Genomic DNA, 22,867 nt, shown 5'->3' on the forward strand with positions numbered 1-22,867 from the left:
CGCGCTCGGCGGACCGGGGTACCAGCACTGCTGTGGTGAACGGTCCGGTCACAAGCTCCCTCACTGAGCCTCCTGTACGGCACGCATGAGCTGGGCCAGGCCCGCGGCCCGGTCGGTCAGGTGCAGCCGCAGCATCGGGCGGCCGTGCTCGGTGAGCACCTGGCCGTCGCCGAGCGCCTGCGCGTGCTGCAACTGGCCCAGCGTGTAGGGCCGGTCCGGCACGTCCAGGTCGTGCTCGCCGGCCCCGGTGATCTGCAGGAAGATGCCGTTCTGGTGGCCGCCCTTGTGGTACTGGCCGGTCGAGTGCAGGAACCGCGGCCCCCACCCGAAGGTGGTCTGCAGCCCGGTCCGCTTCGCCAGCTCCGGCCGCAGCAGCGCGGCCGAGGCGTCGTCGAGCCGGTCCAGGTAGGCCTGCACCGCGAGGTAGCCGCCCTCCGGCGCGGTCGCCAGGAACTCCCGCAGCACATCCGCCAGCGAGCCGTCGCCGGACACCCCGGCCGGCGCGAAGATCTCCACCGCGTCGTCGGTCGCGCTCGGCGTCTCGCCGCCGGAGAGTTTCGACGGGTCGTCCAGCAGCACCCGCGCGGCCTTCTTCGCGGCCTCCACGTCCGGCTGGTCGAACGGGTTGATCTTCAGCAGTCGCCCGGCGATCGCCGTGGCGAACTCCCACAGCAGGAACTGCGCGCCCAGCGAGCCGGTGGTGGACACCTTGGCGTTGCCGGTGTCCGGGCCGATCGCCACCGGCGTCGCGTCGGCCTTGGCGTCGGCGAAACCGGGTGCGGCCGGGCCGTCCACGGCCACCGGCAGCAGTCCGGTGCCGAGCTTGCCGGTGGACTCGGCGATCAGCTGCTCCGCCCAGTCGGCGAAGCCGGTGATGCCCGAGCCGGTGTCGGCCAGCACGACCTTCTCCGCGCCGGCGTTGTGCGCGGCGCCCCACGCGGCGGCCAGCTGGAGGGCCGGGTTGTCGGGGCTGTCGGAACCGAGCACCTGCGCGGCGGCCGCGGCCTGGTCGAGCAGCCGGGCGATGTCCGCGCCGGCCAGCCCGGCGGGCACCAGCCCGAACGCGGTGAGCGCCGAGTAGCGCCCGCCCACGTGCGGGTCGGCGAGGAACACCTTGCGGTACCCCTCCTTCTCGGCCAGCTCCGCCAGCGGCGAGCCCGGGTCGGTGACCACGACGATCCGCCGCGCGCCGTCGATCCCGTTCTCGGCGAACGCCTTCGCGAAGATCCGGCGGTGGCTGTCGGTCTCCACCGTGCCGCCGGACTTCGACGAGACCACCAGCACCGTGCGCTGGAGGTCGCCGGCGAGGGCGTCGGCGACCTGGCCCGGGTCGGTGGTGTCCAGCACCGTCAGCGCCACGTGCTCGGTCGCCGCGATGACCTCCGGGGCGAGCGAGGAGCCGCCCATCCCGGCGAGGACGATCCGGTCCACGCCCTCGCTGCGCAACTCCTCGCGCAGTGCCTCGATCTCACCGATCAGCGGCCGCGACGACTTGTGCAGCGTGGTCCAGGACAGCCGGATCGACGCCTCGGGCTCGGCGTCGGGACCCCACAGCGTGGGGTCCTGCGCCGCGACCTTGGAGGCGACCTGGTCGGCGACGAGCTGGTCGACCAGGGGAGCGGCCTGCGCGGCCAGCTCCCCGTCGCTGATCGTGACCGTCAGTCGTTCCCCCACCACGGCGTCAGCCCTTCGCCTTCTCGAGCTGGCCGGTGACCGTCTCGAGCAGCTCGGCCCAGGACTTGTCGAACTTGTCGACGCCCTCGTTCTCCAGGGTCAGGAAGACGTCGGTGATGTCGATGCCCACCGCGGCGAGCTGGTCGAACACCTCCTGCGCCTGCGCGCCGGTCCCGGTGACCTTGTCGCCCTCGATCCGCGCGTGGTCGGCGACGGCGTCCAGCGTCTTCTCCGGCATGGTGTTGACCGTGCCGGCGACCACCAGCTGGTCGACGTAGCGGGTGTCGGAGTAGGACGGGTCCTTCACCCCGGTGGAGGCCCACAGCGGCCGCTGCGGCCGGGCGCCCGCCGCGGCCAGCGCCTGCCAGCGGTCGGTGGCGAAGAGCTCCTCGTAGGCGGCGAAGGCCAGCCGGGCGTTGGCGATGGCGGCCTCGCCGCGCAGCGCCTTGGCCTCGTCGGTGCCGATCGCGTCCAGCCGCTTGTCCACCTCGGTGTCCACCCGGGACACGAAGAACGACGCGACCGACTCGATCGTGGCGAGGTCGTGGCCGTTGGCCTTGGCCTGCTCCAGGCCGGCGAAGAAGGCCTCGATCACCTTGCGGTACCGCTCCACGGAGAAGATCAGCGTGACGTTGACGCTGATGCCCTCGGCGAGGGTCTTGGTGATCGCCGGCAGGCCCTCCTCGGTCGCCGGGATCTTGACGAAGATGTTCGGCCGGTCGACCGTCTTCCACAGGTCCTGCGCCTCGGCGGCCGTCTTGTCCGCGTCACGCGCCAGGCGCGGGTCGACCTCGATCGACACGCGGCCGTCCACGCCGTTGGTGCGGGTGTAGATGTCGCGGAACAGGTCCGCGGCGTTGCGCACGTCGGTGGTGGTCAGCTCGCGGACGACGGCGTGCACGTCGGCGCCGCGGGCGGCGAGCTCGCGGACCTGCTCGTCGTAGGACTCGCCCTGCGACAGGGCGTTGGCGAAGATCGTCGGGTTCGTGGTGACGCCGACGACGTGCCGGTCGCGGATGAGGCCGGCCAGGTTGCCGGAGTTCAGCCGCTCACGGGACAGGTCGTCGAGCCAGATGGACACGCCGGCCTGGGACAGTTGAGCAAGGTTGTCGCTCATGACTTCATCCCCTTCGGATGATCAGGAGTTCTTGGTCTTGGCGAGCGAGCGCCGCGCGGCGTCGGCCACGGCGTCGGCGGTGAACCCGAACTCGCGGAACAGGGTCTGGTAGTCGGCCGAGGCTCCGAAGTGCTCGATCGAGACGATCTCGCCGGCGTCGCCGACCCAGCGGTACCACGGCTGCGCGATGCCGGCCTCGACCGACACGCGGGCCTTCACCCCGCTGGGCAGGACCGACTCGCGGTAGGACTCGTCCTGCGCCTCGAACCACTCCACGCACGGCACCGACACGACCCGGGTGGGCACGCCCTCGGCCTCCAGCGTCTTGCGCGCCTCGACCGCCAGCTGGACCTCCGACCCGGTGGCCATCAGCACGACCTCCGGGGTGCCGGAGGAGGCGTCGGCGAGCACGTAGGCGCCCTTGGCGACGGCCTCGGCCGAGCTGCCCTCCAGCACCGGCACGTTCTGACGGGTCAGCGCCAGGCCCGACGGGTGCCGCTTGTCCTCCAGCGCGGCCTTCCAGGCACCGGCCGTCTCGTTCGCGTCGGCCGGCCGGACCACGTTCAGGCCCGGGATGGCGCGCAGCGCGGCCAGGTGCTCGATCGGCTGGTGCGTCGGGCCGTCCTCGCCGAGACCGATCGAGTCGTGCGTCCACACGTAGATGACCGGCGCGTGCATCAGCGCGGCCAGCCGCACCGGCGGGCGCATGTAGTCGCTGAACACCAGGAAGGTGGCGCCGTAGGGGCGGGTGCCACCGTGCAGCGCGATGCCGTTGAGGATCGAGCCCATCGCGTGCTCGCGGACACCGAAGTGCAGGGTGCGGCCGTAGGGGTTGGCCTGCCACATCCCGGTGGAGGCCTTCTCCGGGCCGAACGAGTCGGCACCCTTCATCGTGGTGTTGTTGCTCTCGGCCAGGTCGGCCGAGCCACCCCACAGCTCCGGCAGCACGTCGGCCAGGGCGTTGAGGACCTCGCCGGACGCCTTGCGGGTGGCGATGCCCTTGGCGTCGGGCTGCCAGGACGGCAGCTTGTCGGACCAGCCCTCGGGCAGGTCGCGGGTGGCCATCCGGTCGGCCAGCTTCTTGCGCGCCGGGTTGGCCGCGGCCCACTCCTCGAAGCGCTCCTGCCAGGCGGCGCGCTCCTGCTTGCCGCGCTCCAGCGCCTTGCGGGTGTGCGCCAGCACCTCGTCCTCGACCTGGAAGCTGCGCTCCGGGTCGAAGCCCAGGATCTCCTTGACGGCCGCGACCTCGTCGGCGCCCAGGGCGGCGCCGTGCGCCTTGCCGGTGTTCATCTTGTTCGGCGCCGGGTAGCCGATCACGGTGCGCAGCAGGATGAACGACGGGCGGGTGGTTTCCGCCTTGGCGGCCGCGATGGCCTCCTCGAAGGCGACGACGTCCTCACCGCCCTCGACGACCTGCACGTGCCAGCCGTAGGCCTCGTAGCGCTTCGCGGTGTCCTCGGACAGCGCGATGGTGGTGTCGTCCTCGATCGAGATCTTGTTGTCGTCGTAGATCACCACCAGGTTGCCCAGCTCCTGGCGGCCGGCGATGGAGGAGGCCTCCGAGGTCACGCCCTCCTCGATGTCGCCGTCCGAGGCGATCACGAAGATGTGGTGGTCGAAGATGCTCTCGCCGGGCGCGGGCTCGGGGTCGAGCAGGCCGCGCTCGCGGCGGGCGGCCATCGCCATGCCGACCGCGTTGGCCAGGCCCTGGCCGAGCGGGCCGGTGGTGGTCTCCACACCCTTGGTGTGCTGGTACTCCGGGTGGCCCGGGGTCTTCGAGCCCCACTTGCGCAGTTGCTTGAGGTCCTCCAGCTCGAGGCCGTAGCCGGCGAGGAACAGCTGGATGTAGAGCGTCAGGCTGGAGTGCCCGGCGGACAGGACGAAGCGGTCCCGCGCGGGCCACTCCGGGTCGCTGGGGTCGTGGCGCATGATCCGCTGGAACAGCGCGTACGCCACGGGCGCCAGGCTCATGGCGGTGCCGGGGTGACCGCTGCCGCAGTTCTCGACCGCGTCGGCGGCGAGCACCCGGACGGTGTCAACCGCACGGGTGTCGAGGTCGGTCCAGTCGGCGGGCAGGTTCCGCCGCAGCAGTGGGTTGTTCTCGCTGATGGAGGCGATATCGGACACTGAACTCGAACTCCCCGTCCTTCTCGGTGACATCTCTTCTGTTGGTGGGGGTCTTCGCGCGCGCAGGCTCCACTCATCTCAATCGATCCCGAAGAGCCGATATTCCTGCCAGCGGGCGTGCGCACGACCACAAGCGCAACCCCGGCGCCAGCCTAATGGGTCGGGTACCCGGCGGCCGCGGGGCCGACACACCCCGCAGTGCGCGCCCCCGCACACCCCTGCGCACCCCGGTGCACGCGGGGCCGCGGCCCGGCGATTACGATCGGTTGTGGCACCGGGCCGTCCCGGCGCCCCCGAATCTGACTCAGGGAGCGGAATTGTCGTTGGTGAACGCTGCGCACGGGCGCAGTGACAGCACCAGCGCTGTCGACCCCGGAGGCGAGCGCCCGCGCGGTCTGCGGCGCGTGAGCCGGATCGCCGGCGCCTACGTCGCGCTGACCAAGCCACAGGTCATCGAGCTGCTGCTGGTCACCACCATCCCGGCGATGTTCCTCGCCGCGCGCACGATCCCGTCGCCGTGGCTGATGCTGGCGACACTGGTCGGCGGCACCATGGCCGCGGGCAGCGCGAACGCGTTGAACTGCGTGATCGACGCCGACATCGACAAGGTGATGAAGCGCACCAAGCGGCGCCCGCTGGTGCGCGACTCGGTGCCCCGGCGCAACGCGCTGGTGTTCGCCCTGGCGCTGGGGCTCGGGTCGTTCGCGATGCTGTACTTCACGGTGAACCTGCTGGCCGCTGTGCTGGCGATCGCCACGATCCTGTTCTACATCCTCGTGTACACGCTGGTGCTCAAGCGGCGCACGGCGCAGAACGTGGTGTGGGGCGGCGCCGCCGGGTGCATGCCGGTGGTGATCGGCTGGGCCGCGGTCACCGGCACCGTGCAGTGGCCGGCGTTCGTGATGTTCGCGGTCATCTTCTTCTGGACGCCCCCGCACACCTGGGCGCTGGCGATGAAGTACCGCGACGACTACGAGCGCGCCGGCGTACCGATGCTGCCGGTGGTCGCCACCGCGGAGCACGTGGCCCGGCAGATCCTGATCTACTCGTGGGTCATGGTCGGCTGGACGCTGCTCCTGCTGCCCGCGACGAGCTGGCTGTACGCGGGCTTCGCGGTGCTGGCCGGGGCGTGGTTCCTCTTCTACGCGCACCGCCTGTACTCGGCGGTCCGGCGCGGGGTGGAGACCAAGCCGATGGCCCTGTTCCACCGGTCGAACACCTACCTGATGATCCTGTTCTGCGCGCTCGCGGTCGACTCGGCGATCGGGCTGCCCGCCCTCGGCCTGCCGTTCTGACGCGGTCCGGGGAATTCCCCGGCGCCGGTCTTCGTTGGCTTCCTGGCCGACTTGTCCCCGAAGCCGAAAGCAGGTTGCTCTTGTCCGTGGCTGAGGACCGGGAACCACACCGCACCACCGACCTTCAGCACGAGCAGGACTACGTGTCCATGCTCTACCGCCGGCTCGACGCCGAGCGGGCGACCACCGAGCGCCGCCTGGACCGGGCGCTGCGCTCGCACGGCGAAACCCCGCAGGAGAGCGCCGAGCGCGACGCGGCCACCAGCCTGCACCACGAGCGCCTCGCGCAGCTCGGGTCCGTCGAGCAGGGCCTGTGCTTCGGCCGGCTCGACTTCCACGACGGCCACGCGCCCGCCTACATCGGGCGGATCGGGCTGTTCGACTCCGACGGCGACTACGAGCCGTTGCTGCTGGACTGGCGCGCCCCGGCCGCGCGGCCGTTCTACCTGGCCACCGCCGCCTCACCGGAGGGTGTGCGGCGGCGGCGGCACATCCGCACGCTCAGCCGCAAGGTCGTCGGTCTCGACGACGAGATCCTCGACCTGCGGGCCGCCGACGGGCAGCAGGCCGACCTCGGGCTGGCCGGCGAGGCCGCCCTGCTGGCGGCGCTGGAGCGCAAGCGCACGGGTGAGATGGGCGACATCGTCGCCACCATCCAGGCCGAGCAGGACGACATCATCCGCGACGAGCTCGGTGGCGTCCTCGTCGTGCAGGGCGGGCCGGGCACCGGCAAGACCGCGGTCGCCCTGCACCGGGCGGCCTACCTGCTCTACACCTATCGCCGGCAGCTCGCCTCGCGCGGCGTGCTCGTGATCGGCCCGAACAGCACCTTCCTGCGCTACATCGGCCAGGTCCTGCCGTCGCTGGGCGAGACCGGCGTGCTGCTGTCCACGATCGGGCAGCTGTTCCCCGGCGTCCGGGCGCGCGGCACGGACCGCCGCGAGGCCGCCGAGGTCAAGGGGCGCCCGGTCATGGTCGACGTGCTCGCCCGGGCCGTGGCCGACCGCCAGCGGGTGCCCGAGGACCGGTTCGCCGTCCAGTTCGACGACGACCTGCTGGTCCTGCGCCGCGAGGTCGTGGAGCGGGCGCGGGAGAAGGCCCGGCGCACCGGCCGGCCGCACAACGTGGCGCGCCGGGTGTTCGTCGAGGCCGTGCTCGACGCCCTGGTCGAGCGTGCCGCGGTCCGCATGGAGGTCGACCTGTTCGCCGGGGTGCCGGACATCCCGCTCGCCGCGGGGGAGACCGCCGGCGCGCAGGTGCTCGACGCGCGGGACCGGATGGAGATCCGCACCGAGCTCGCCGGGTCCGCCACGGTGGCGGCCGCGCTCGACGAGCTGTGGCCCAAGCTCACCCCGCAGCGCCTGCTGCGCGACCTGCTCGGCGACGCGGACCGCCTGCGGTCGGCGTCGCAGGGGCTGCTCTCCGACGCCGACCGGGCGGCGGTGCAGCGGCCTGCGCGCTCGCCCTGGACCCCGGCCGACGTGCCGCTGCTCGACGAGCTGGCCGAGCTGCTCGGGGAGGACGACGACGCGGAGCGCGCCGCCCGCGAGCGCCGGGAGCGCGAGGAACGCGCCTACGCCGAGGGTGTGCTCGACATCATGGACCAGGACGAGGAAATCCTCGACGAGGACCAGATCCGCATCGCCGACGTCCTCGACGCCGAGCTGTTCGCCGAACGGCAGGAGCGCCGCAGCCGGCTCACCGCCGCCCAGCGCGCCGCGCGCGATCGCACCTGGACGTTCGGGTACGTCATCGTCGACGAGGCGCAGGAGCTGTCCGCGATGGACTGGCGGCTGCTGGCGCGCCGCTGCCCGACCCGGTCGATGACCGTGGTCGGCGACGTCGCGCAGACCGGTGCGCCCGGTGGCGCGTCGTCCTGGCAGGAGATGCTCGGCCGTCACGTCGGCGACCGGTGGCGGCTGCGCGAGCTGACGGTCAACTACCGCACCCCGGTGGAGATCATGAACGTCGCCGCCGGGGCGCTCCGCGAGGTCGATCCGGACCTGCGGGTACCGACGTCGGTGCGCGAGACCGGAGTTGAACCGTGGCGCGCGCCCCTCGGCGAGCGGCCGCTCGCGTCCGTGGTGGACGACGAGGTGGCGGCGGCGGACGGCGGCACCGTCGCGGTGCTGGCCCCCGCGGCCCGGCTGGACGCGGTCCGGTCCGAATTGGACGGTCACGGCGAGGCGGTGTCGGTGCTCACCGTCGCCGAGGCCAAGGGCCTGGAGTTCGACGGCGTCGTGGTGCTCGCGCCGGAGGACATCGTGGCCGAGTCGCCCCGCGGCTGGAACGACCTCTACGTCGCCTGCACACGCGCCACGCAGCGCCTCGGGATTCTTTACACGGAGCGGTAACCCGCGGAAACCGACTGGTCAGCGCCCGGTTAAGGTGTCGCCATGCGTAACGCTGGCAAGATCGTGCTCGCGGCAGCCGCCGCCCTCGCCGTCGCGGCCTGCTCTCCCGACCAGGAACCGTCGTCCGTCCCGCCCGGTGGCGGCCCGACCTACCCGGCGCCCGAGCCGGCGGCGGCGTCCACGAGCGCTTCGGCGGCCCACGGCACGAGCAGCAACGCCACGCGCGAGTGCACCGCCGACGACATCACGGTGACCGGTGACGTCGGCGCCAAGCCGACGATCACGATCCCGGACACCTGCGCCGCGCCGACCAAGCTGGTGACCAAGGATCTCAAGCCGGGCACCGGGGCCACCGCGCGCGCCGGCAGCACGCTGCAGATGAACTACGACCTGGTTACCTGGTCGGACAAGACCGACCAGCAGAACTCGTTCGGCTCGGCGCCGTTCTCGTTCGCGCTCGGCGCGGGCACCGCCATCCCCGGGTGGGACCAGGGCCTGGAGGGCATCAAGCAGGGCGGCCGCCGCCTGCTGGTCGTCCCGCCCAACCTCGGCTACGGCCCGCGCGGCAACGGCCCGATCAAGCCGAACGAGACGCTCGTCTTCGTCGTCGACGCCGTCCAGGTCGCCGGCTGACGCCGGTGGACGTCCGCGGTGCGGTCGCAGTGGTCACCGGTGCCTCCTCCGGCATCGGGGCCGCCACCGCGCTCCGGCTGCACGAGGCCGGTGCTCGCCTCGTGCTGCAGGGCCGCGACGGTGACCGGCTCGCCGCGATCGCCGACCGCACCGGCGCCGTCGCGATCCGCGCCGACTTCGCCGAGCCCGGCGCGGCCGAGGCGGCCGCGGAGGAGATCGCGCGGCGGGCGGAGCGGATCGACGTGCTCGTCAACAACGCCGGCCTGGGCTGGGCGGGGGCGGTGGCCGAGATGTCCGGTCCGGACGTACGGCGGTTGCTCGACGTGAACCTCGCCGCCCCGCTCGAACTGACCCGTGCGCTGCTGCCCCGGCTGCTGGCGCGGCCCCGCGCGGCGGTGGTCTTCGTCACCTCCATCGCGGGACGGACAGGGGTCGCGGGGGAGTGCGTCTACTCGGCGGCCAAGGCCGGGGTTGACGTGTTCGCGGAGAGCTTACGGCTCGAACTGGCCGGTACCGGGGTGCACGTCGGGGTCGTCGTGCCCGGGGTGGTGGACACCGCGTTCTTTGCCCGCCGCGGCCGCCCCTACCAGCGGCGGAGCCCGAAACCGGTCCCGGCGGCCACGGTCGCCGCCGCGGTGCTCGAAGCGGTCACCGCGGAGCGTGCGGAGCAGTACGTCCCGCGCTGGCTGCGGCTGCCGACAGTGGTGCGGGCGACGGTGCCTTCGGTGTACCGTGCACTGTCTGCCCGATTCGGGGGCTCGAGCTGAGGCCCCGGAATCTTTCCGCCACTGGAAGCGCTGACAAGTGACGTGCTAGTCCCGGTCTTCCTCGGATTCGCCGCGGCATTCCTGTTCGCCGCGTCCGCCGCGCTGCAACGACGCGCGGTGATCGAGGTTGCCGACAGCGACGTCGACGGTCGCGCCGCACGGCACCGGGTCCCCGTACTGTGGCTGATCCGCAAGCTGTTGCGCAAGAGGGTGTGGCTCGCCGGGTGGGCGACCAACCTGTTGGGATTTTTCAGCCAGGCCGCCGCGCTGCACTTCGGCTCGATCGCGCTCGTGCAGCCGCTGCTGGTCACCGAGCTGCTGTTCGCGCTGCCGATGGCCTCGGCCGCGATCCGGCGCTGGCCGCCGCTGCGGGACTGGCTGGCCGGGCTCGCCATCACCGGGGGCGTGGTGGTGTTCCTCGCGGTCGAGGGGGCCGCACCCCTGGACGGGCCGCCGGACCAGGGCCGCCTGCTGATCGCGGTGCTGATCGCCGCCGCCACCGTCGTCACCCTCGTCCAGGTCGCCCAGCACCGCGGCCCGCTCGTGCACAGCGCGCTCATCGCGGCCGCGGCCGGGATCTGCTACGCGATCAGCGCGGCCATGATGAAGGTGACCACCGATCTGCTGTTGAACGAGGGTGTCGCTCACACCGCCATCACCTGGCCGGGTTACGTCCTCGCGCTGTCGACCCTGTCCGGGCTGCTGCTCGGCCAGCAGGCGTACGGGTCGGGGTCGCTGTCCGCGGCGATCGCCGTCATGTCCATCGTCAACCCCGCCGCCAGCTATTTCCTGGGACTACTGGCGTTCAACGCGACCCTGGTGACCGAGCCCGGTCCGCTGGCCGCCACCGCCGGCGCCGCCGTGCTGCTCAGCCTCGGCGTGTTCGGGCTGGCGCACTCGCCGAGCGTCCAGGCCGAAGCGAGCCGGTCCGCCCAACGCGGGGTTTACCCCGGAGGTGATAGGTTCTCCGGAACCGTCCCCGCCCGGCGTCGTTCTTCGGACACCCTCGCACAGGAATAATTCAGGTTTCCGGCGCAGGTTTCGCCCGGGCGGGCAGTGGAACCCACAGAGCCTGTCGATGAGTGCGCTGCCCCCGCGCAGTCCAGGCAGACCCTTGGAGGCTGGAACCCGTGCACCACCGAGCGTCGTCCGGCGAGCGCCACCTGGTGATCGAAATCCCGCACCTGGGCAAAACGGTCAAGGACGCAGTCATCATGCTGCTCGAGACCGTCATCGTGCCGACCGTGCTGCTGGCGCTGCTGCTGCACATGGTCGGTCTCGTGCCGGCCTTGTGCGCGGTCATCGGCTGGAGCGCGTTCGTCATCGGCGCGCGACGGCTGATGAAGCGCGACCTGCCCCGCACGCTGCTGCTGTGCACCGCCATGCTGATCGGACGCGCCGCGGTCGCGCTGATCACGTCCAGCGCGGCGGTGTACGTGTTGCAACCGGTCCTCGGATCGGTGCTGATGTTCGTCATCTTCGTCGGCAGCGCGATGATCGGCCGGCCCATCACGGCCCGCCTGGCCAAGGACTTCGTGCGGCTGCCCGCGGAGCTGTTCAAGCACCGCACGGTGAACCGAGTGTTCGTCGAGGTGGCCCTGATGTGGGGCGGTTCGCGCCTCATCGACGCCGGGATGACCCTGGGTTTCCTGCACTGGGGCGTCGAGGCCGGCCTGATGTCGCGCGGCCTCCTCAGCGGCCTGCTGACCGCGCTCACCGTGGCGGTCTGCACCGCGCACGGCTGGCGCAAGCTCCGCCGCGACGGCGTGACGCTCCGCCTGGCCGGACGCAGCCCGGCCCCCGCCGCCGCCTGACCCGCGGCCCTTCCTCTCCCGCACCCTCTCCACACCCGGCCCGCGCACGCAAACCGCCCAACACGCCGCCGCGCTCGGCCAACACGCCGCGCGGACCGGCGAACACGGCGCCGCGGGCGGCGAACACGCGCGGGGTGGTGTGTTGGCCCCTCCGGGCGGTGTGTTGGCTGCTCATGGTGGTGGCTTGGCTGTTCCGGGCGGGTTCGCGGCGAGCGCCGTGACGGTGAACCGTGATATATGACGGTGTGCTCACGGTCGGTTTCCGCTCCCGGTCCCCGGTGGTCGCGGATGGCCGCACGGCGGCCCTCCGGCGTCCGAGCTGGTGGGGTGAGCTGCTGCTCGGCCTCGCCGTGTTCGGCGTCTACCTGCTGGTCGAGGCGTTGCCGCTGCCCGATCGTGAGGCGCGGGCCCACGCCGGCGGCGAGGCGTTGCTGGCGTTCGAGCGGATGCTGCACCTCGACTTCGAGCTGCCGGTCAACCAGTGGCTCGCCGGGCAGGGCTGGCTCCGGGTCGCCGCCAACTACGAGTACGCGATCACCTACATCGTCAGCGCCCTCGTCCTGCTGATCTGGGTGCACGCCCGCTACCCGGCCCACTACCGGTCGGTGCGCACCAGTTTCGTCTGGCTCAACCTGTTCGCCCTCGCCTGTTTCTGGCTGTTCCCGGTCGCGCCGCCCCGGATGCTCCCGGGTGCCGGGTTCGTCGACACCGTCCGCCTGGGGCACACGTTCCTGTCCTGGGGCTCCCCGGCGTTGCAGGGCGCCAACCAGCTGGCCGCGATGCCGTCCCTGCACGTCGGCTGGGCGTTGTGGGTGTCGGTGGTCCTCGCGCGCATCAGCGGCGGCTGGATGGTGCAGATCGTCAGCGCGGTGCACGTGCTCGTCACGTTCGCGGTCATCATCGCCACCGGCAACCACTACTGGGTGGATGCCGTCGGCGCCGCCGTGCTCATCGCCGCGGCGACCGGGCTCGCCCGGGTCGCCCGGCCGGTGGACCGGGTGCCCGCCTCCGACACGTTCTTCCTGCACGTGGAAACGCCCGCGTACCCGCAGCACGTGGGCGGTCTCATCATGCTGGACACCTCGGCCGACCCCGCCGGCCCGGCGGGTGCCTGGGTCCGGGCCGCGATCCGGGACAAGCTCGCCGACCTGCCCCGCTACACCCAGCGCCTGTCGGAGTACTCGCCCTGGCGGCGGCAGTACTGGGTGCCGCATCCCGATCTCGACTGGGACTGGCACGTTCCCGAGTTCGACCTCACCCGCCCGGACGGCACCCCCGGCGGCATGGGGGAGCTGCACAAGCTGGTCGCCCGGTTCCAGGGTGAACCCCTGCCGCGGGACCGGCCGCTGTGGCGGTTCGTGGTCGTGCGGGGTGTCGAGACGAACACCGCCGCGGTGATCTCGCTGGTGCACCACGCCGTCGCCGACGGCATCGGCACGATCAGCCTGATGCTCGACCTGTTCGACTCGCCGAGCCTGCTGGAGGGGCTCAACGAGACGACACGGCCCACGGTCCTGCAGAAGGTCGCCGCCGGGGCGGTGGGCCTGGCGCAGCTGGCCACCGACGGGCGGCCGAAGTCCCGGCTGCCGGCCCGGAACCCGCCGGATCGCCGCTACGCCACCCTGCAGATCCCGCTCGACGACGTCCGCGAGCTGGCGCGCAAGCACGGCGTCCGGGTCACCGACCTGCTGCTGGGTGGGGTCGCGGGCGCACTGCGCCGGGTGGCGGTCACGCCGCTGCCCGAGTCGATGCTCACGTCGGTCACGCTGATGGCCGCCGAACCCCGGCCGGGCGCGGAGGGCAACGTCACCGCCGCGGTGATGGTCGACATCCCATTGGGGGACATGCCCGAGGCCGAGCGCCTCCGGCGGATCGCCAAGGCCACCCGACGGCTGCGCACCGGCACCCGGGTCGTCGCGTCCCGGTTCGTGCAGCACACGGTGGCCGGTCTGCTGCCTGCGTGCGTGCACGCCTGGTTCGCCCGGACTGTCTACAATGCACGGTTCTTCAACGGCACGGTGTCCAACATGCCCGGGGCGTCGTGGCAGGTGAATTTCCGGCATTTCCCGCTGCGCACCGCGTTCGCCATCATCCCGCTCGCACCGGGCACCCCGTTCACCATCGGCGTGCTCGGCTGGTACGGGTCGTTCTCCCTCAGTGCCACCGTGGACGCGGCGCTCGTGGACAGTGTGGACGAGTTGCTCGCCGCGTTCCGCGCGGTGCTGGCGGAACTGGACCGAGTCCTCACAGGTCGTCCGGTTCGGACCCGCCCCAGGCGAGGGCGAGCGTGAGCCGGCGCCGGTTGTCCGGATCGTCCAGGCTCTCCCCGAACAGCTCCCGCAACTGGGCCATCCGGTAGCGCACGGTCTGCGGGTGGATGTGCAGTTCCTCCGCCATCGCCCGGCGGTCGCCGAGGTGCCGCAGCCAGCAGGCGAGCGTTTCGCACAACCGCTTGCGCGTCACCGGCCCCAGGTGCGCCAGGGGAGCGAGGCACTGGTGGCGGAAGGCGTCGAACAGCTTCGCGTCCCGGTGCACGATGAGCGAGTCCAGGTGCTCGTCCACGAACACCGGATCGTCGGTCAGCACGTGGTCGCGGCGCAGCTGCGCGGCCAGCTCGGCGATGTGCATGCTGGCCGGCAGGTGTTCCAGGGCCACCGCGTGCCCGACCACCGCTCCGGCACCGCGCAACGCCGACGACAGCCACTGGCGGCGTTGCGGCCCACCCGGATCGGGCACGATCGCGCAGACCAGGCGCTGCCGCCGGACGTGCAGGCAGGACTGCCCCAGCCGCCCCAGGAGGGCGCTGCCGACCGGGTTGTCCGGCTCGACCAGCACCACCGCGGCCTGCCGCGGCAACGGCCAGTCCACGCGGGCCGCCGCGGCGCGGATCGCGGCGGAATCGGAACGGTCCGACAGCAGCATGTCCGCGAGCTCGTCGCGCAGCCGTTCCCGGGTGGCCGCGGATTCCGACTGCTCCAGCACGTATCCGCGCGCCGAGGCCGAGGACAGCTGGTCCACGAAGATGAACACCGCCTCGGCCAGCGAGGCGAACATGTCGGAGGGGACTCCGACCTCCAGCGCGACCTCGGCGACGTGGTGCCACGCCACGCGCGCACCGATCTGGTACGCCGAGAGCAGGCTCGTCAGATCGCGGCCCTGCTGCCACTGCGCACGCCCGATCTCCTCGAACAGCGGCTGTTCGCCGAACCGGTCGGCCCCCTCGGCGATCCCGGACAGCTCGGCGATGTCCCACTTGGCCATCCGGAGCAGGCGCTGCAGGAACATGTTGGCCGAGACCAGGACCTCGTCCCGCTCGGTGACGATGAACTCGGCGTAGTCCGGCCAGTGCTCGTCGAGCAGCCGTGCGACGTCGTCCAGCATCCGCGGCAGCCGTTGGGAGGTCGCCGCCGCGAGATGCGCCAGCTTGCCGTCGCTGGTCTCCGTCCGTCTGCCCGCCATGTCGTGGACCCCCACTCGCCCAGCCCGCGTGCCGTCCATCGTCCGGGTCAATACTGTCAGCTCGTGACAACCGGGGCTTCTCCATTCTTGTTTCCGGTGCGAAGAATTCGCCTCGGGGCCCGAGTGATTATGAGGCGATGGCTCCCGCACCCGCTGGTTCCGGCACGGTCGACGACCGCGTGCTGCGCGAAAAGAAGCAGGCCGAGAACTTTCCGGTAGCGCTGCGGATTCTTCCCCGTGACCTGCGTGCGGACCTGGGTGCGGTCTACGACGTGGCACGCGTCATCGACGACCTGGGCGACGAAGCGGCCGGCGCGGCGGCCGAGCGCACGGCCGGGTTGCTGCGGTTCCAGAACGATCTGGAACGCGCCTTCCGGGGCGAGCAACCACACGAACGGGTATTGCGTGATCTTGTGCCCGCGATTCGGCGCCGGGATCTGGAACTCGAACCGTTCACCCGGCTGGTGCGGGCCAACCTCCAGGACCAGCGTGTCGCCGCCTATGCCACGCAGGCCGAGCTGGAGAGGTACTGCGTGCTCTCCGCCGACCCGGTCGGCCGCATCGTGCTCCGGATCTTCGGCGTGCGCGACGCCGAGGCCGAGCGCCTGTCCGACCGGGTCTGCACCGCGCTCCAGCTCATCGAGCACTGCCAGGACGTCGCCGAGGACCGCCGCAACGGGCGGGTCTACCTGCCGGAGGCCGACCTCGCCGCGTTCGGCGCCACCGCCACCGACCTGGACGCGCGCGTCACCAGCCGCCCGGTGCGGCTCGCCGTGGCCGCGCAGTGCGCTCGCGCGCTGGACCTGCTGACCGAGGGCGCGGCGCTGCTGGACCGCCTGCACGGCTGGGCGCGCCTGGCCGTGGCGGGTTATGTCGCCGGGGGGCTGGCCACTCTCGACGCGTTGCGCCGGGTTCGCTGGGACGTCCTGTCCGGCACCCCGCGCCCGCGCAAGCCCGATGTCCTGGCGCACCTGATCGCCCTGCTGGTGCGCCCGGCCGCCCATGTCCGCCGGATCCGGGAAGGTGGTCGGTTCTCGTGACGACCCCGACGATCGCACAGGCCTACGCCACCTGCGAGGACATCACCAGGACGGAGGCCCGCAACTTCTACTGGGGCATCCGGCTGCTCACCAGGGAGCGCCGCTCGGCGCTGTGCGCGGTGTACGCGCTGGCGCGCCGCGTGGACGACATCGGCGACGGCGACCTGCCGCTCGAGGAGAAGGCCGCGCAGCTGGAGACGGTCCGCAAGGAGCTCTCCGCGCTCGACCGCAGCACGGACCCGGTGCTGGTCGCGGTCGCCGACGCCGCCCGCCGCTACCCGGTACCGCTGGAGGCCTTCGAGGAACTGCTCGACGGTGTCTGGATGGACATCGAGGGCCGCCGCTACGGCACTTTCGACGAGCTGACCGAGTACTGCCGGTGCGTGGCCGGGTCGATCGGCCGGCTGTGCCTCGGCGTGTTCGGTCACCGGCCGCACCCGCACGCCGCGCACTACGCCGACGCGCTCGGCATCGCGTTGCAGCAGACCAACATCCTGCGCGACATCCGCGAGGACCTCCTCACCGGCCGGGTCTACCTGCCCGCGGCGGATCTCGACGCGTTCGGCGTCGAGCTGGCCGTCGACGAGCGGGGCGTGCTGGCCGATCCGCACGGCGGCCTGGCGAACCTCATCCGGCACAGCGCGGCCCGCGCCCGCGAGTGGTACGCCGACGGGCTGCGGCTGGGGCCGCTGCTGGACCGCCGCAGCGGGGCGTGCTGCCTGGCGATGGCCGGTATCTACCGGCAGCTGCTGGACCGCATCGCCGAGCAGCCCTCCGCCGTGTACGACCGGCGGCTGTCGCTGTCCGGGCGGGAGAAGCTGGGCGTGGCGTTCCGCGCCCTGGGCGGGCGGGCGGCATGAGGCAGCGGGTCGCGGTCGTCGGTGGCGGGCTCGCCGGGATCACCGCGGCCCTGCGCTGTGCCGACGCCGGGCACGAGGTGACGCTGATCGAGTCGCGCGGCGTGCTCGGCGGTCTCACGCACTCGTTCACCCGCGACGGGCTGCACGTCGACAACGGGCAGCACGTCTTCCTGCGCTGCTGCACCGCCTACCTCGGGCTGCTGCGCCGGCTCGGTGTGACCGACCGCGTCCACCTCCAGCCACGCCTGGAGATCCCGGTGCGCTCGCCCCGGCTGCGCCGTCCGGCGTGGCTGCGCCGCAACCCGCTGCCCGCGCCGCTGCACCTGGCGGACTCGGTGCTGCGGTACGCCCCGCTCGGCCTCGGCGACCGGATGCGCTTCGCCGGCGCCGCGCTCGCGCTCAAGGCCGTGGACCCCGCCGCGCCGGCTTCGGACCGGCGCACGTTCGGCGAGTGGCTGGCCGCGCACGGCCAGAGCCGGGAGGCCGTCACCAAGCTCTGGGACCTGGTCGGCATCGCGACGCTCAATGCCCCCGCCGAGCAGGCCTCGCTGGGCCTGGCCGCGACGGTGTTCCAGGTCGGGCTGCTCACCGACGCCTCCGCCGCCGACATCGGTTGGGCGACCGTCCCGCTGCGCCGGCTGCACGGCGAGCCGGCGCTGGCCCGGCTGACCGCGGCCGGCGTGCGGGTGCGGCTGAACACCAAGGTCACCGGCCTGTCCCGGGTGGACGGGAGCTGGCGGATCGGCGCGGACGAGCCGGTGACGGCCGAGCAGGTCGTGCTGGCCGTGCCCCCGCCCGTCGCGGCGAAGCTGCTGCCCGAGGGCACGGTGCGCCTGCCCGCGGACTTCGCCGACCGGCTCGGCAGCTCGCCGATCGTGAACGCGCACGTGGTGCTCGACCGCCGGGTCACCGAGGCTCCGTTCTTCGCCGTCGTCGACTCGCCGTTGCAGTGGGTCTTCGACCGCACCGCCTCGTCCGGGCTGGCCCACGGCCAGTACCTGGCGATCTCGCTGTCGGCCGCCGTCGAGGAGATCGAGCTGCCGGTGCGGGTCCTGCGGGCGCGGCTGCTGCCGGCGCTGCGGCAGGTGCTGCCGGCCGCAAGGGACGCGCAGGTCCTCGATTTCTTCGTGACCCGCGAGCGGCACGCCACGTTCCGCCCGGTGCCCGGGTGCGCGCAACTGCGCCCACCCGCGCGCACCCGCGTCCCGGGGCTGGTCCTGGCCGGTGCGTGGACCGCCACCGGCTGGCCGGCGACCATGGAGGGCGCCGTGCGCAGCGGTGAGGCGGCCGCCCAAGCCGTGCTCGGCGCCCCCGCGGGGGTGCCGGGCCGATCGGAAGGGATACCCGCATGACCGCTGTTCTCGATTCCCTGCAGCAGGGCAGGCAGGCCGTCCTGCCCGCGATGCGGGCCGCCGTCGACCGGCTCGACCCGGCCAGCCGCGCGATCGCCTACTACCACCTCGGCTGGACCGACCTGGACGGCAACCCGACCTCCGGTGGCGGCAAGGCCGTGCGCCCCGCCCTCGCCCTGCTGTCGGCCGAGGCCGCCGGTGCGCGCCCGGAGACCGGGCTGCCCGGCGCGGTCGCGGTCGAACTCGTGCACAACTTCTCGCTGCTGCACGACGACCTGATGGACGGCGACACCGAGCGGCGCCACCGGCCGACGGTGTGGGCGGTGCGCGGCGCGGCCAGCGCGATCCTCACCGGGGACGCCCTGCTCGCCCTCGCCAACGAGGTCCTGCTCGAGGCCGACGGGCCGGGTGCGGTCGGCGCGGCGCGGCTGCTGTCCGAGGCGGTCGGCGAGCTGATCCGCGGTCAGGTCCTCGACGTCGCTTTCGAGCAACGCGACGACGTCACGCTGGACGAATGCCTGGACATGGCCGGCGGGAAAACCGGGGCGCTGCTGTCCGCGAGCGCCGCGATCGGGGCGGTGCTGGCCTGCGCGCCACCCGGCGTGGTCGACGCGCTCGCCGAGTTCGGCGCCGACCTGGGCCTGGCCTTCCAGCTCGTCGACGACGTGCTCGGCATCTGGGGCGAGCCGTCGGTGACCGGCAAGCCGGTGCACTCCGACCTGCGGGCCCGCAAGAAGAGCCTGCCGGTCACCTACGCGCTGACCCGCGGCGGCGCGCCCGGCCGGGAGCTGGCCGCGTGGCTCACCGGCGGTGACACCGACGACGATGCGGTGCGCCGCGCCGCCGACCTGGTCGACCTGGCCGGGGGGCGCGCGTGGGCGCTGGAGGAGGCCCACCGACGGATGGCGGCGGGACAACGCAAGCTCACCGACTCCGGGGTCCCGGGGCGGGTGCGCGCGGAGCTGCTGGCCCTCGCGCGGTTCATCGTGACCAGGGAGGCTTGATGACGCAGACCTCGGAGGTCTCCGGGGCGGTCGGTTTCGATCCGGCCGGCACGCTCGACCGCGCGGTCGCCCACCTCAAGGGCCTGCAACGCGACGGCGGCTGGTGGAAGGGCGAGCTCCAGACGAACGTGACCATGGACGCCGAGGACCTGCTGATGCGGGAGTTCCTCGGCATCCGGACGGCCACCGAGACCGCGGAGGCGGCCCGCTGGATCCGCTCCCAGCAGCGCGCCGACGGCACCTGGGCCACCTTCCACGGCGGCCCCGGCGACCTGTCCACCACGCTGGAGGCGTGGGTGGCGCTGCGGCTGGCCGGCGACTCGCCGGACGAGCCGCACATGCGTGCCGCCGCCGAGTTCGTCCGGGCTTCCGGTGGGGTCGGGGCCAGCCGGGTGTTCACCCGCATCTGGCTCGCGCTGTTCGGGCTGTGGTCGTGGGACGAGTTGCCCACCATGCCGCCCGAGCTGGTGCTGCTGCCGTCGTGGGTGCCGCTCAACGTCTACGACTGGGCGTGCTGGGCGCGCCAGACCGTGGTGCCGCTGACCGTGGTCAGCACGCTGCGGCCGGTCCGCCCGCTGCCGTTCGGGATCGACGAGCTGCGCACCGGGAACCGGCGCGGCGGGCTGGTCGCGCCGTGGACCTGGCCGGGCGCGTTCCACTACCTGGACAAGGCGCTGCACCTCTACGCCAAGGTCGCGGTCAAACCGGTGCGCGAGTTCGCGATGCGGCAGGCCGCGGAGTGGATCCTGGCCCGGCAGGAGGCCGACGGCGGGTGGGGCGGCATCCAGCCGCCGTGGGTGTACTCGCTGCTCGCGCTGCACCTGCTCGGCTACTCGCTGGACCACCCGGCGATGCGTGCCGGCCTGGCGGGACTCGACGGGTTCCTCATCAGGGAGGAGACGCCGGAGGGCACCGTGCGGCGGCTGGAGGCGTGCCAGTCGCCGGTGTGGGACACCGCGCTGGCGATCGTCGCGCTGCTCGACGCCGGGGCGCCCGCCGATGATCCGCACGTGCTCAAGGCCGTCGACTGGATGCTCGGCGAGGAGATCGCGGTCCGGGGCGACTGGGCGGTGCGCCGCCCCGGTCTCGACCCGGGCGGCTGGGCGTTCGAGTTCGCCAACGACCTCTACCCGGACACCGACGACACCGCCGAGGTCGTGCTCGGCCTGCGCCGCGTCGCGCACCCGGACCGCGCCCGCCTGTCCGGTGCCCTGGACCGGGCCGTGAAGTGGGTGACCGGCATGCAGTCCCGGGACGGCGGCTGGGCCGCCTTCGACGCCGACAACACCCGGGAACTGACCACCAAGCTGCCGTTCTGCGACTTCGGCGCGGTGATCGACCCGCCGTCGGCCGACGTCACCGCGCACGTGGTCGAGATGCTCGCGAAGGAGGGCAAGGCCGGCAGCCGGGAGTGCCGCCGCGGCATCGAGTGGCTGCTGGACCACCAGGAGGCCGACGGCTCCTGGTTCGGCCGCTGGGGCGCGAACTACGTCTACGGCACCGGCGCCGCGGTGCCGGCGCTGGTCGAGGCCGGGGTGCCGACGTCGGCCCCGGCGATCCGGCGGGCGGTGCGGTGGCTGGCCGGGCACCAGAACGCTGACGGCGGCTGGGGTGAGGACCTGCGCTCCTACCGCGACCCGTCGTGGTCCGGGCGCGGCGAGTCGACCGCGTCGCAGACGGCGTGGGCGCTGCTCGCGCTGATCGCCGCGGGGGAGCGGGACTCGGCGGTCACCGAGCGCGGCGTGCGATGGCTCGCGGAGACCCAGCGCGCCGACGGCACCTGGGACGAGCCGCAGTTCACCGGCACCGGGTTCCCCGGTGACTTCTACATCAACTACCACCTGTACCGGCTGGTGTTCCCGGTGACCGCGCTGGGCCGCTACCTGGGACGGTCATGACCGGCGTGGTGGTCGCGCCGATGCGCGTCGAGGCGGCGGCACTGCGGGTGCCGGGCCTGACGGTGCTGCGCGGCGGGATGGGCCCGCGCCGGGCGGCCGAGTCGGCGCGTCGGCTGACCGCGGCCGGCCGGCCGGTCCTCGTGGCGGGTGTGGGTGGTGCGCTGGTGCCGCAGGTGCGACCGGGGGACCTGGTGGTGGCCACCGCGCTCGACGGGCCCGCCGGTCGCGTGCCGCTGCCGTCCGCGCCGTTGCTGGCGGCCGCGCTGCGGCGCCACGGGCTGAGCGTCCACGCGGGACCGGTCGCGTCGGCACCGTCCGTCGTGGACGGTGCGGACCGGGCCCGGTTCGCCGCCCGCGGGGCCATCGCGGTCGACATGGAGTCCGCCGAGTTCGCCACCCTGTCCGGCCCGCTGGCTGTCGTGCGCGCCATCGTGGACACCCCGGACCAGCCGCTGTGGCGGCCGGGAACCGTGCTGCGCGGCATCAGCGGACTGCGCTCGCTGCGGGCCGCGGTGCCGGCGCTGCGCGAGTGGTGCGAAGCGGCGGGCGACGGTGAACTGCTGCTCGCCAGCCCGCGCTCGTTCTGCGCCGGGGTCGAGCGGGCGATCCAGATCGTCGAGCGTGCGCTGGAGAGGTACGGCGCACCGGTCTATGTGCGCCGCCAGGTGGTGCACAACGCGCACGTCGTGCAGCGGCTGGAGGCGATGGGCGCCGTGTTCGTCGCCGAGGTCGACGAAATCCCGCGTGGCGCGACCACGGTGCTCGCCGCGCACGGGGTCGCACCCGCGGTGCGCGCGGCGGCCCGGGCACGGGACCTGCGCGTGGTCGACGCGACCTGCCCGCTGGTGACGAAGGTGCACAGCGAGGTCAAGCGCTACACCGGCCGTGGCGACACCGTGTTCCTCATCGGCCACGTCGACCACGAGGAGGTCGAGGGCACCGTGGGGGAGGCACCCGACCGGATCGTGGTGGTCGAGGACGCGGAGGCGGCGGCGCAGGTGCGCGTGCCCGAGGGGACCGGCGTGGCCTACGCGATGCAGACGACGCTGGCCGTCGACGAGGCGGAGGAGATCGCCTCGGTGCTGCGGACGCGGTTCCCGTCGATCGCCGGTCCGCGGCACGACGACATCTGTTACGCCACCACGAACCGGCAGCGCGCGGTGACGAGGGTGGCCCAGGAGGCGGACCTCGTCCTCGTGGTCGGCTCGGCGAACTCGTCCAACTCGCAGCGCCTGGTCGAGGTGGCACGGCGGCGGGGAACGCGGGCCCGGCTCGTCGACGACGTGTCCGAAGTGGACTTGCGCTGGCTCGCCGGGGCGCGGCGGATCGGGATCACCGCCGGCGCCTCGGCGCCACCGGATCTGGTGGCGGATCTGGTGCGGTGCCTGCGCGGCGTGGGACGGTCGACGGTGACCGAGCACGCGGAGGCCGATGAGGACGTGGTTTTCACATTACCCCGGGAGGTGAGCTAGA

General features: G+C 73.0%; 17 protein-coding genes. 13 read left to right on the forward strand and 4 right to left on the reverse strand.

All coding sequences use genetic code 11. The features are described from left to right. Positions 1-60: 60 nt before the first annotated feature. Genes FHX45_RS27435 through tkt form a run of 3 tightly spaced genes read right to left on the reverse strand, consistent with a single transcriptional unit; the run spans position 61 to position 4,918 of the window. Entirely contained in the window at positions 61-1,677 is a 1,617-nt protein-coding gene (locus FHX45_RS27435) for a glucose-6-phosphate isomerase (RefSeq protein WP_167107985.1), read from the reverse strand. Positions 1,678-1,681: 4 nt separating this feature from the next. Beyond that, positions 1,682-2,791, reverse strand: coding sequence for a transaldolase (gene tal, locus FHX45_RS27440; protein ID WP_167107988.1), 1,110 nt, complete (start codon positions 2,789-2,791; stop codon positions 1,682-1,684). 21 nt (positions 2,792-2,812) lie between these two features. Further along, a complete protein-coding gene (gene tkt, locus FHX45_RS27445) occupies positions 2,813-4,918 on the reverse strand; it encodes a transketolase (protein WP_167107991.1) in 2,106 nt (701 codons plus the stop codon). A gap of 317 nt (positions 4,919-5,235) precedes the next feature. Here tkt and FHX45_RS27450 point away from each other — a divergent pair, with 317 nt between their 5' ends. From FHX45_RS27450 to FHX45_RS27480, 7 genes are all read left to right on the forward strand, one after another. After that, positions 5,236-6,213 (forward strand): heme o synthase, encoded by a 978-nt coding sequence (locus FHX45_RS27450; RefSeq protein ID WP_167107993.1) that lies wholly within the window; start codon positions 5,236-5,238, stop codon positions 6,211-6,213. An 86-nt stretch (positions 6,214-6,299) separates the two neighbouring features. Next, positions 6,300-8,567, forward strand: a complete 2,268-nt coding sequence (locus FHX45_RS27455) for an ATP-binding domain-containing protein (RefSeq protein ID WP_167109531.1) — start codon at positions 6,300-6,302, stop codon at positions 8,565-8,567. Positions 8,568-8,609: 42 nt separating this feature from the next. After that, on the forward strand, positions 8,610-9,200 hold the full coding sequence (locus tag FHX45_RS27460; RefSeq protein WP_167107996.1) for an FKBP-type peptidyl-prolyl cis-trans isomerase: 591 nt from the start codon (positions 8,610-8,612) through the stop codon (positions 9,198-9,200). A gap of 5 nt (positions 9,201-9,205) precedes the next feature. Beyond that, positions 9,206-9,967 (forward strand): SDR family NAD(P)-dependent oxidoreductase, encoded by a 762-nt coding sequence (locus FHX45_RS27465; protein ID WP_167107999.1) that lies wholly within the window; start codon positions 9,206-9,208, stop codon positions 9,965-9,967. 42 nt (positions 9,968-10,009) lie between these two features. Next, positions 10,010-10,987 (forward strand): DMT family transporter, encoded by a 978-nt coding sequence (locus FHX45_RS27470; RefSeq protein ID WP_167108002.1) that lies wholly within the window; start codon positions 10,010-10,012, stop codon positions 10,985-10,987. Between the two features lie 110 nt (positions 10,988-11,097). Next, positions 11,098-11,781 carry a DUF3159 domain-containing protein gene (locus FHX45_RS27475; protein WP_167108005.1) on the forward strand — a complete coding sequence of 228 codons (684 nt, stop codon included), beginning with the start codon at positions 11,098-11,100 and terminating at the stop codon, positions 11,779-11,781. Positions 11,782-12,011: 230 nt separating this feature from the next. Further along, positions 12,012-14,072, forward strand: a complete 2,061-nt coding sequence (locus tag FHX45_RS27480; protein WP_167108008.1) for a phosphatase PAP2 family protein — start codon at positions 12,012-12,014, stop codon at positions 14,070-14,072. Here FHX45_RS27480 and FHX45_RS27485 read toward each other — a convergent pair. After that, positions 14,026-15,240 (reverse strand): PucR family transcriptional regulator, encoded by a 1,215-nt coding sequence (locus FHX45_RS27485; RefSeq protein ID WP_243869242.1) that lies wholly within the window; start codon positions 15,238-15,240, stop codon positions 14,026-14,028. The two genes, FHX45_RS27480 and FHX45_RS27485, sit on opposite strands and share 47 nt — an antisense overlap. Before the next feature lie 137 nt (positions 15,241-15,377). Between FHX45_RS27485 and hpnC the strand changes: the two genes are divergently transcribed. The 6 genes from hpnC to ispH are packed head-to-tail and all read left to right on the forward strand — an operon-like array spanning position 15,378 to position 22,866. Beyond that, entirely contained in the window at positions 15,378-16,280 is a 903-nt protein-coding gene (gene hpnC / locus FHX45_RS27490) for a squalene synthase HpnC (protein ID WP_167108013.1), read from the forward strand. After that, complete coding sequence (gene hpnD / locus FHX45_RS27495) at positions 16,277-17,140, forward strand: presqualene diphosphate synthase HpnD (protein WP_167108016.1); 864 nt, start codon at positions 16,277-16,279, stop codon at positions 17,138-17,140. The genes hpnC and hpnD overlap by 4 nt, the downstream gene beginning before the upstream one ends. After that, positions 17,137-18,492 (forward strand): hydroxysqualene dehydroxylase HpnE, encoded by a 1,356-nt coding sequence (gene hpnE / locus FHX45_RS27500; protein WP_167108019.1) that lies wholly within the window; start codon positions 17,137-17,139, stop codon positions 18,490-18,492. Before hpnD ends, hpnE begins: the two co-directional genes overlap by 4 nt. Further along, the gene (locus FHX45_RS27505) at positions 18,489-19,496 is read left to right on the forward strand and encodes a polyprenyl synthetase family protein (protein ID WP_167108022.1); all 1,008 of its coding nucleotides are present in this window, start codon (positions 18,489-18,491) and stop codon (positions 19,494-19,496) included. The genes hpnE and FHX45_RS27505 overlap by 4 nt, the downstream gene beginning before the upstream one ends. Continuing rightward, on the forward strand, positions 19,496-21,394 hold the full coding sequence (shc, locus tag FHX45_RS27510; protein ID WP_167108024.1) for a squalene--hopene cyclase: 1,899 nt from the start codon (positions 19,496-19,498) through the stop codon (positions 21,392-21,394). The genes FHX45_RS27505 and shc overlap by 1 nt, the downstream gene beginning before the upstream one ends. Further along, complete coding sequence (ispH, locus tag FHX45_RS27515; protein WP_167108027.1) at positions 21,391-22,866, forward strand: 4-hydroxy-3-methylbut-2-enyl diphosphate reductase; 1,476 nt, start codon at positions 21,391-21,393, stop codon at positions 22,864-22,866. Before shc ends, ispH begins: the two co-directional genes overlap by 4 nt. Position 22,867 lies beyond the last annotated feature (1 nt).

This window comes from Amycolatopsis granulosa (genome assembly GCF_011758745.1).
GTDB classification, from domain to species: Bacteria; Actinomycetota; Actinomycetes; order Mycobacteriales; family Pseudonocardiaceae; genus Amycolatopsis_E; species Amycolatopsis_E granulosa.

Coding starts and splice junctions, on each gene's coding strand:
- ispH (WP_167108027.1), top strand. CDS start 21,391: ATGACCGGCGTGGTGGTCGCGCCGATGCGCGTCGAGGCGGCGGCACTG.
- shc (WP_167108024.1), top strand. CDS start 19,496: ATGACGCAGACCTCGGAGGTCTCCGGGGCGGTCGGTTTCGATCCGGCC.
- tal (WP_167107988.1), bottom strand. CDS start 2,791: ATGAGCGACAACCTTGCTCAACTGTCCCAGGCCGGCGTGTCCATCTGG.
- hpnC (WP_167108013.1), top strand. CDS start 15,378: ATGGCTCCCGCACCCGCTGGTTCCGGCACGGTCGACGACCGCGTGCTG.
- FHX45_RS27485 (WP_243869242.1), bottom strand. CDS start 15,240: ATGGCGGGCAGACGGACGGAGACCAGCGACGGCAAGCTGGCGCATCTC.
- hpnE (WP_167108019.1), top strand. CDS start 17,137: ATGAGGCAGCGGGTCGCGGTCGTCGGTGGCGGGCTCGCCGGGATCACC.
- FHX45_RS27505 (WP_167108022.1), top strand. CDS start 18,489: ATGACCGCTGTTCTCGATTCCCTGCAGCAGGGCAGGCAGGCCGTCCTG.
- FHX45_RS27460 (WP_167107996.1), top strand. CDS start 8,610: ATGCGTAACGCTGGCAAGATCGTGCTCGCGGCAGCCGCCGCCCTCGCC.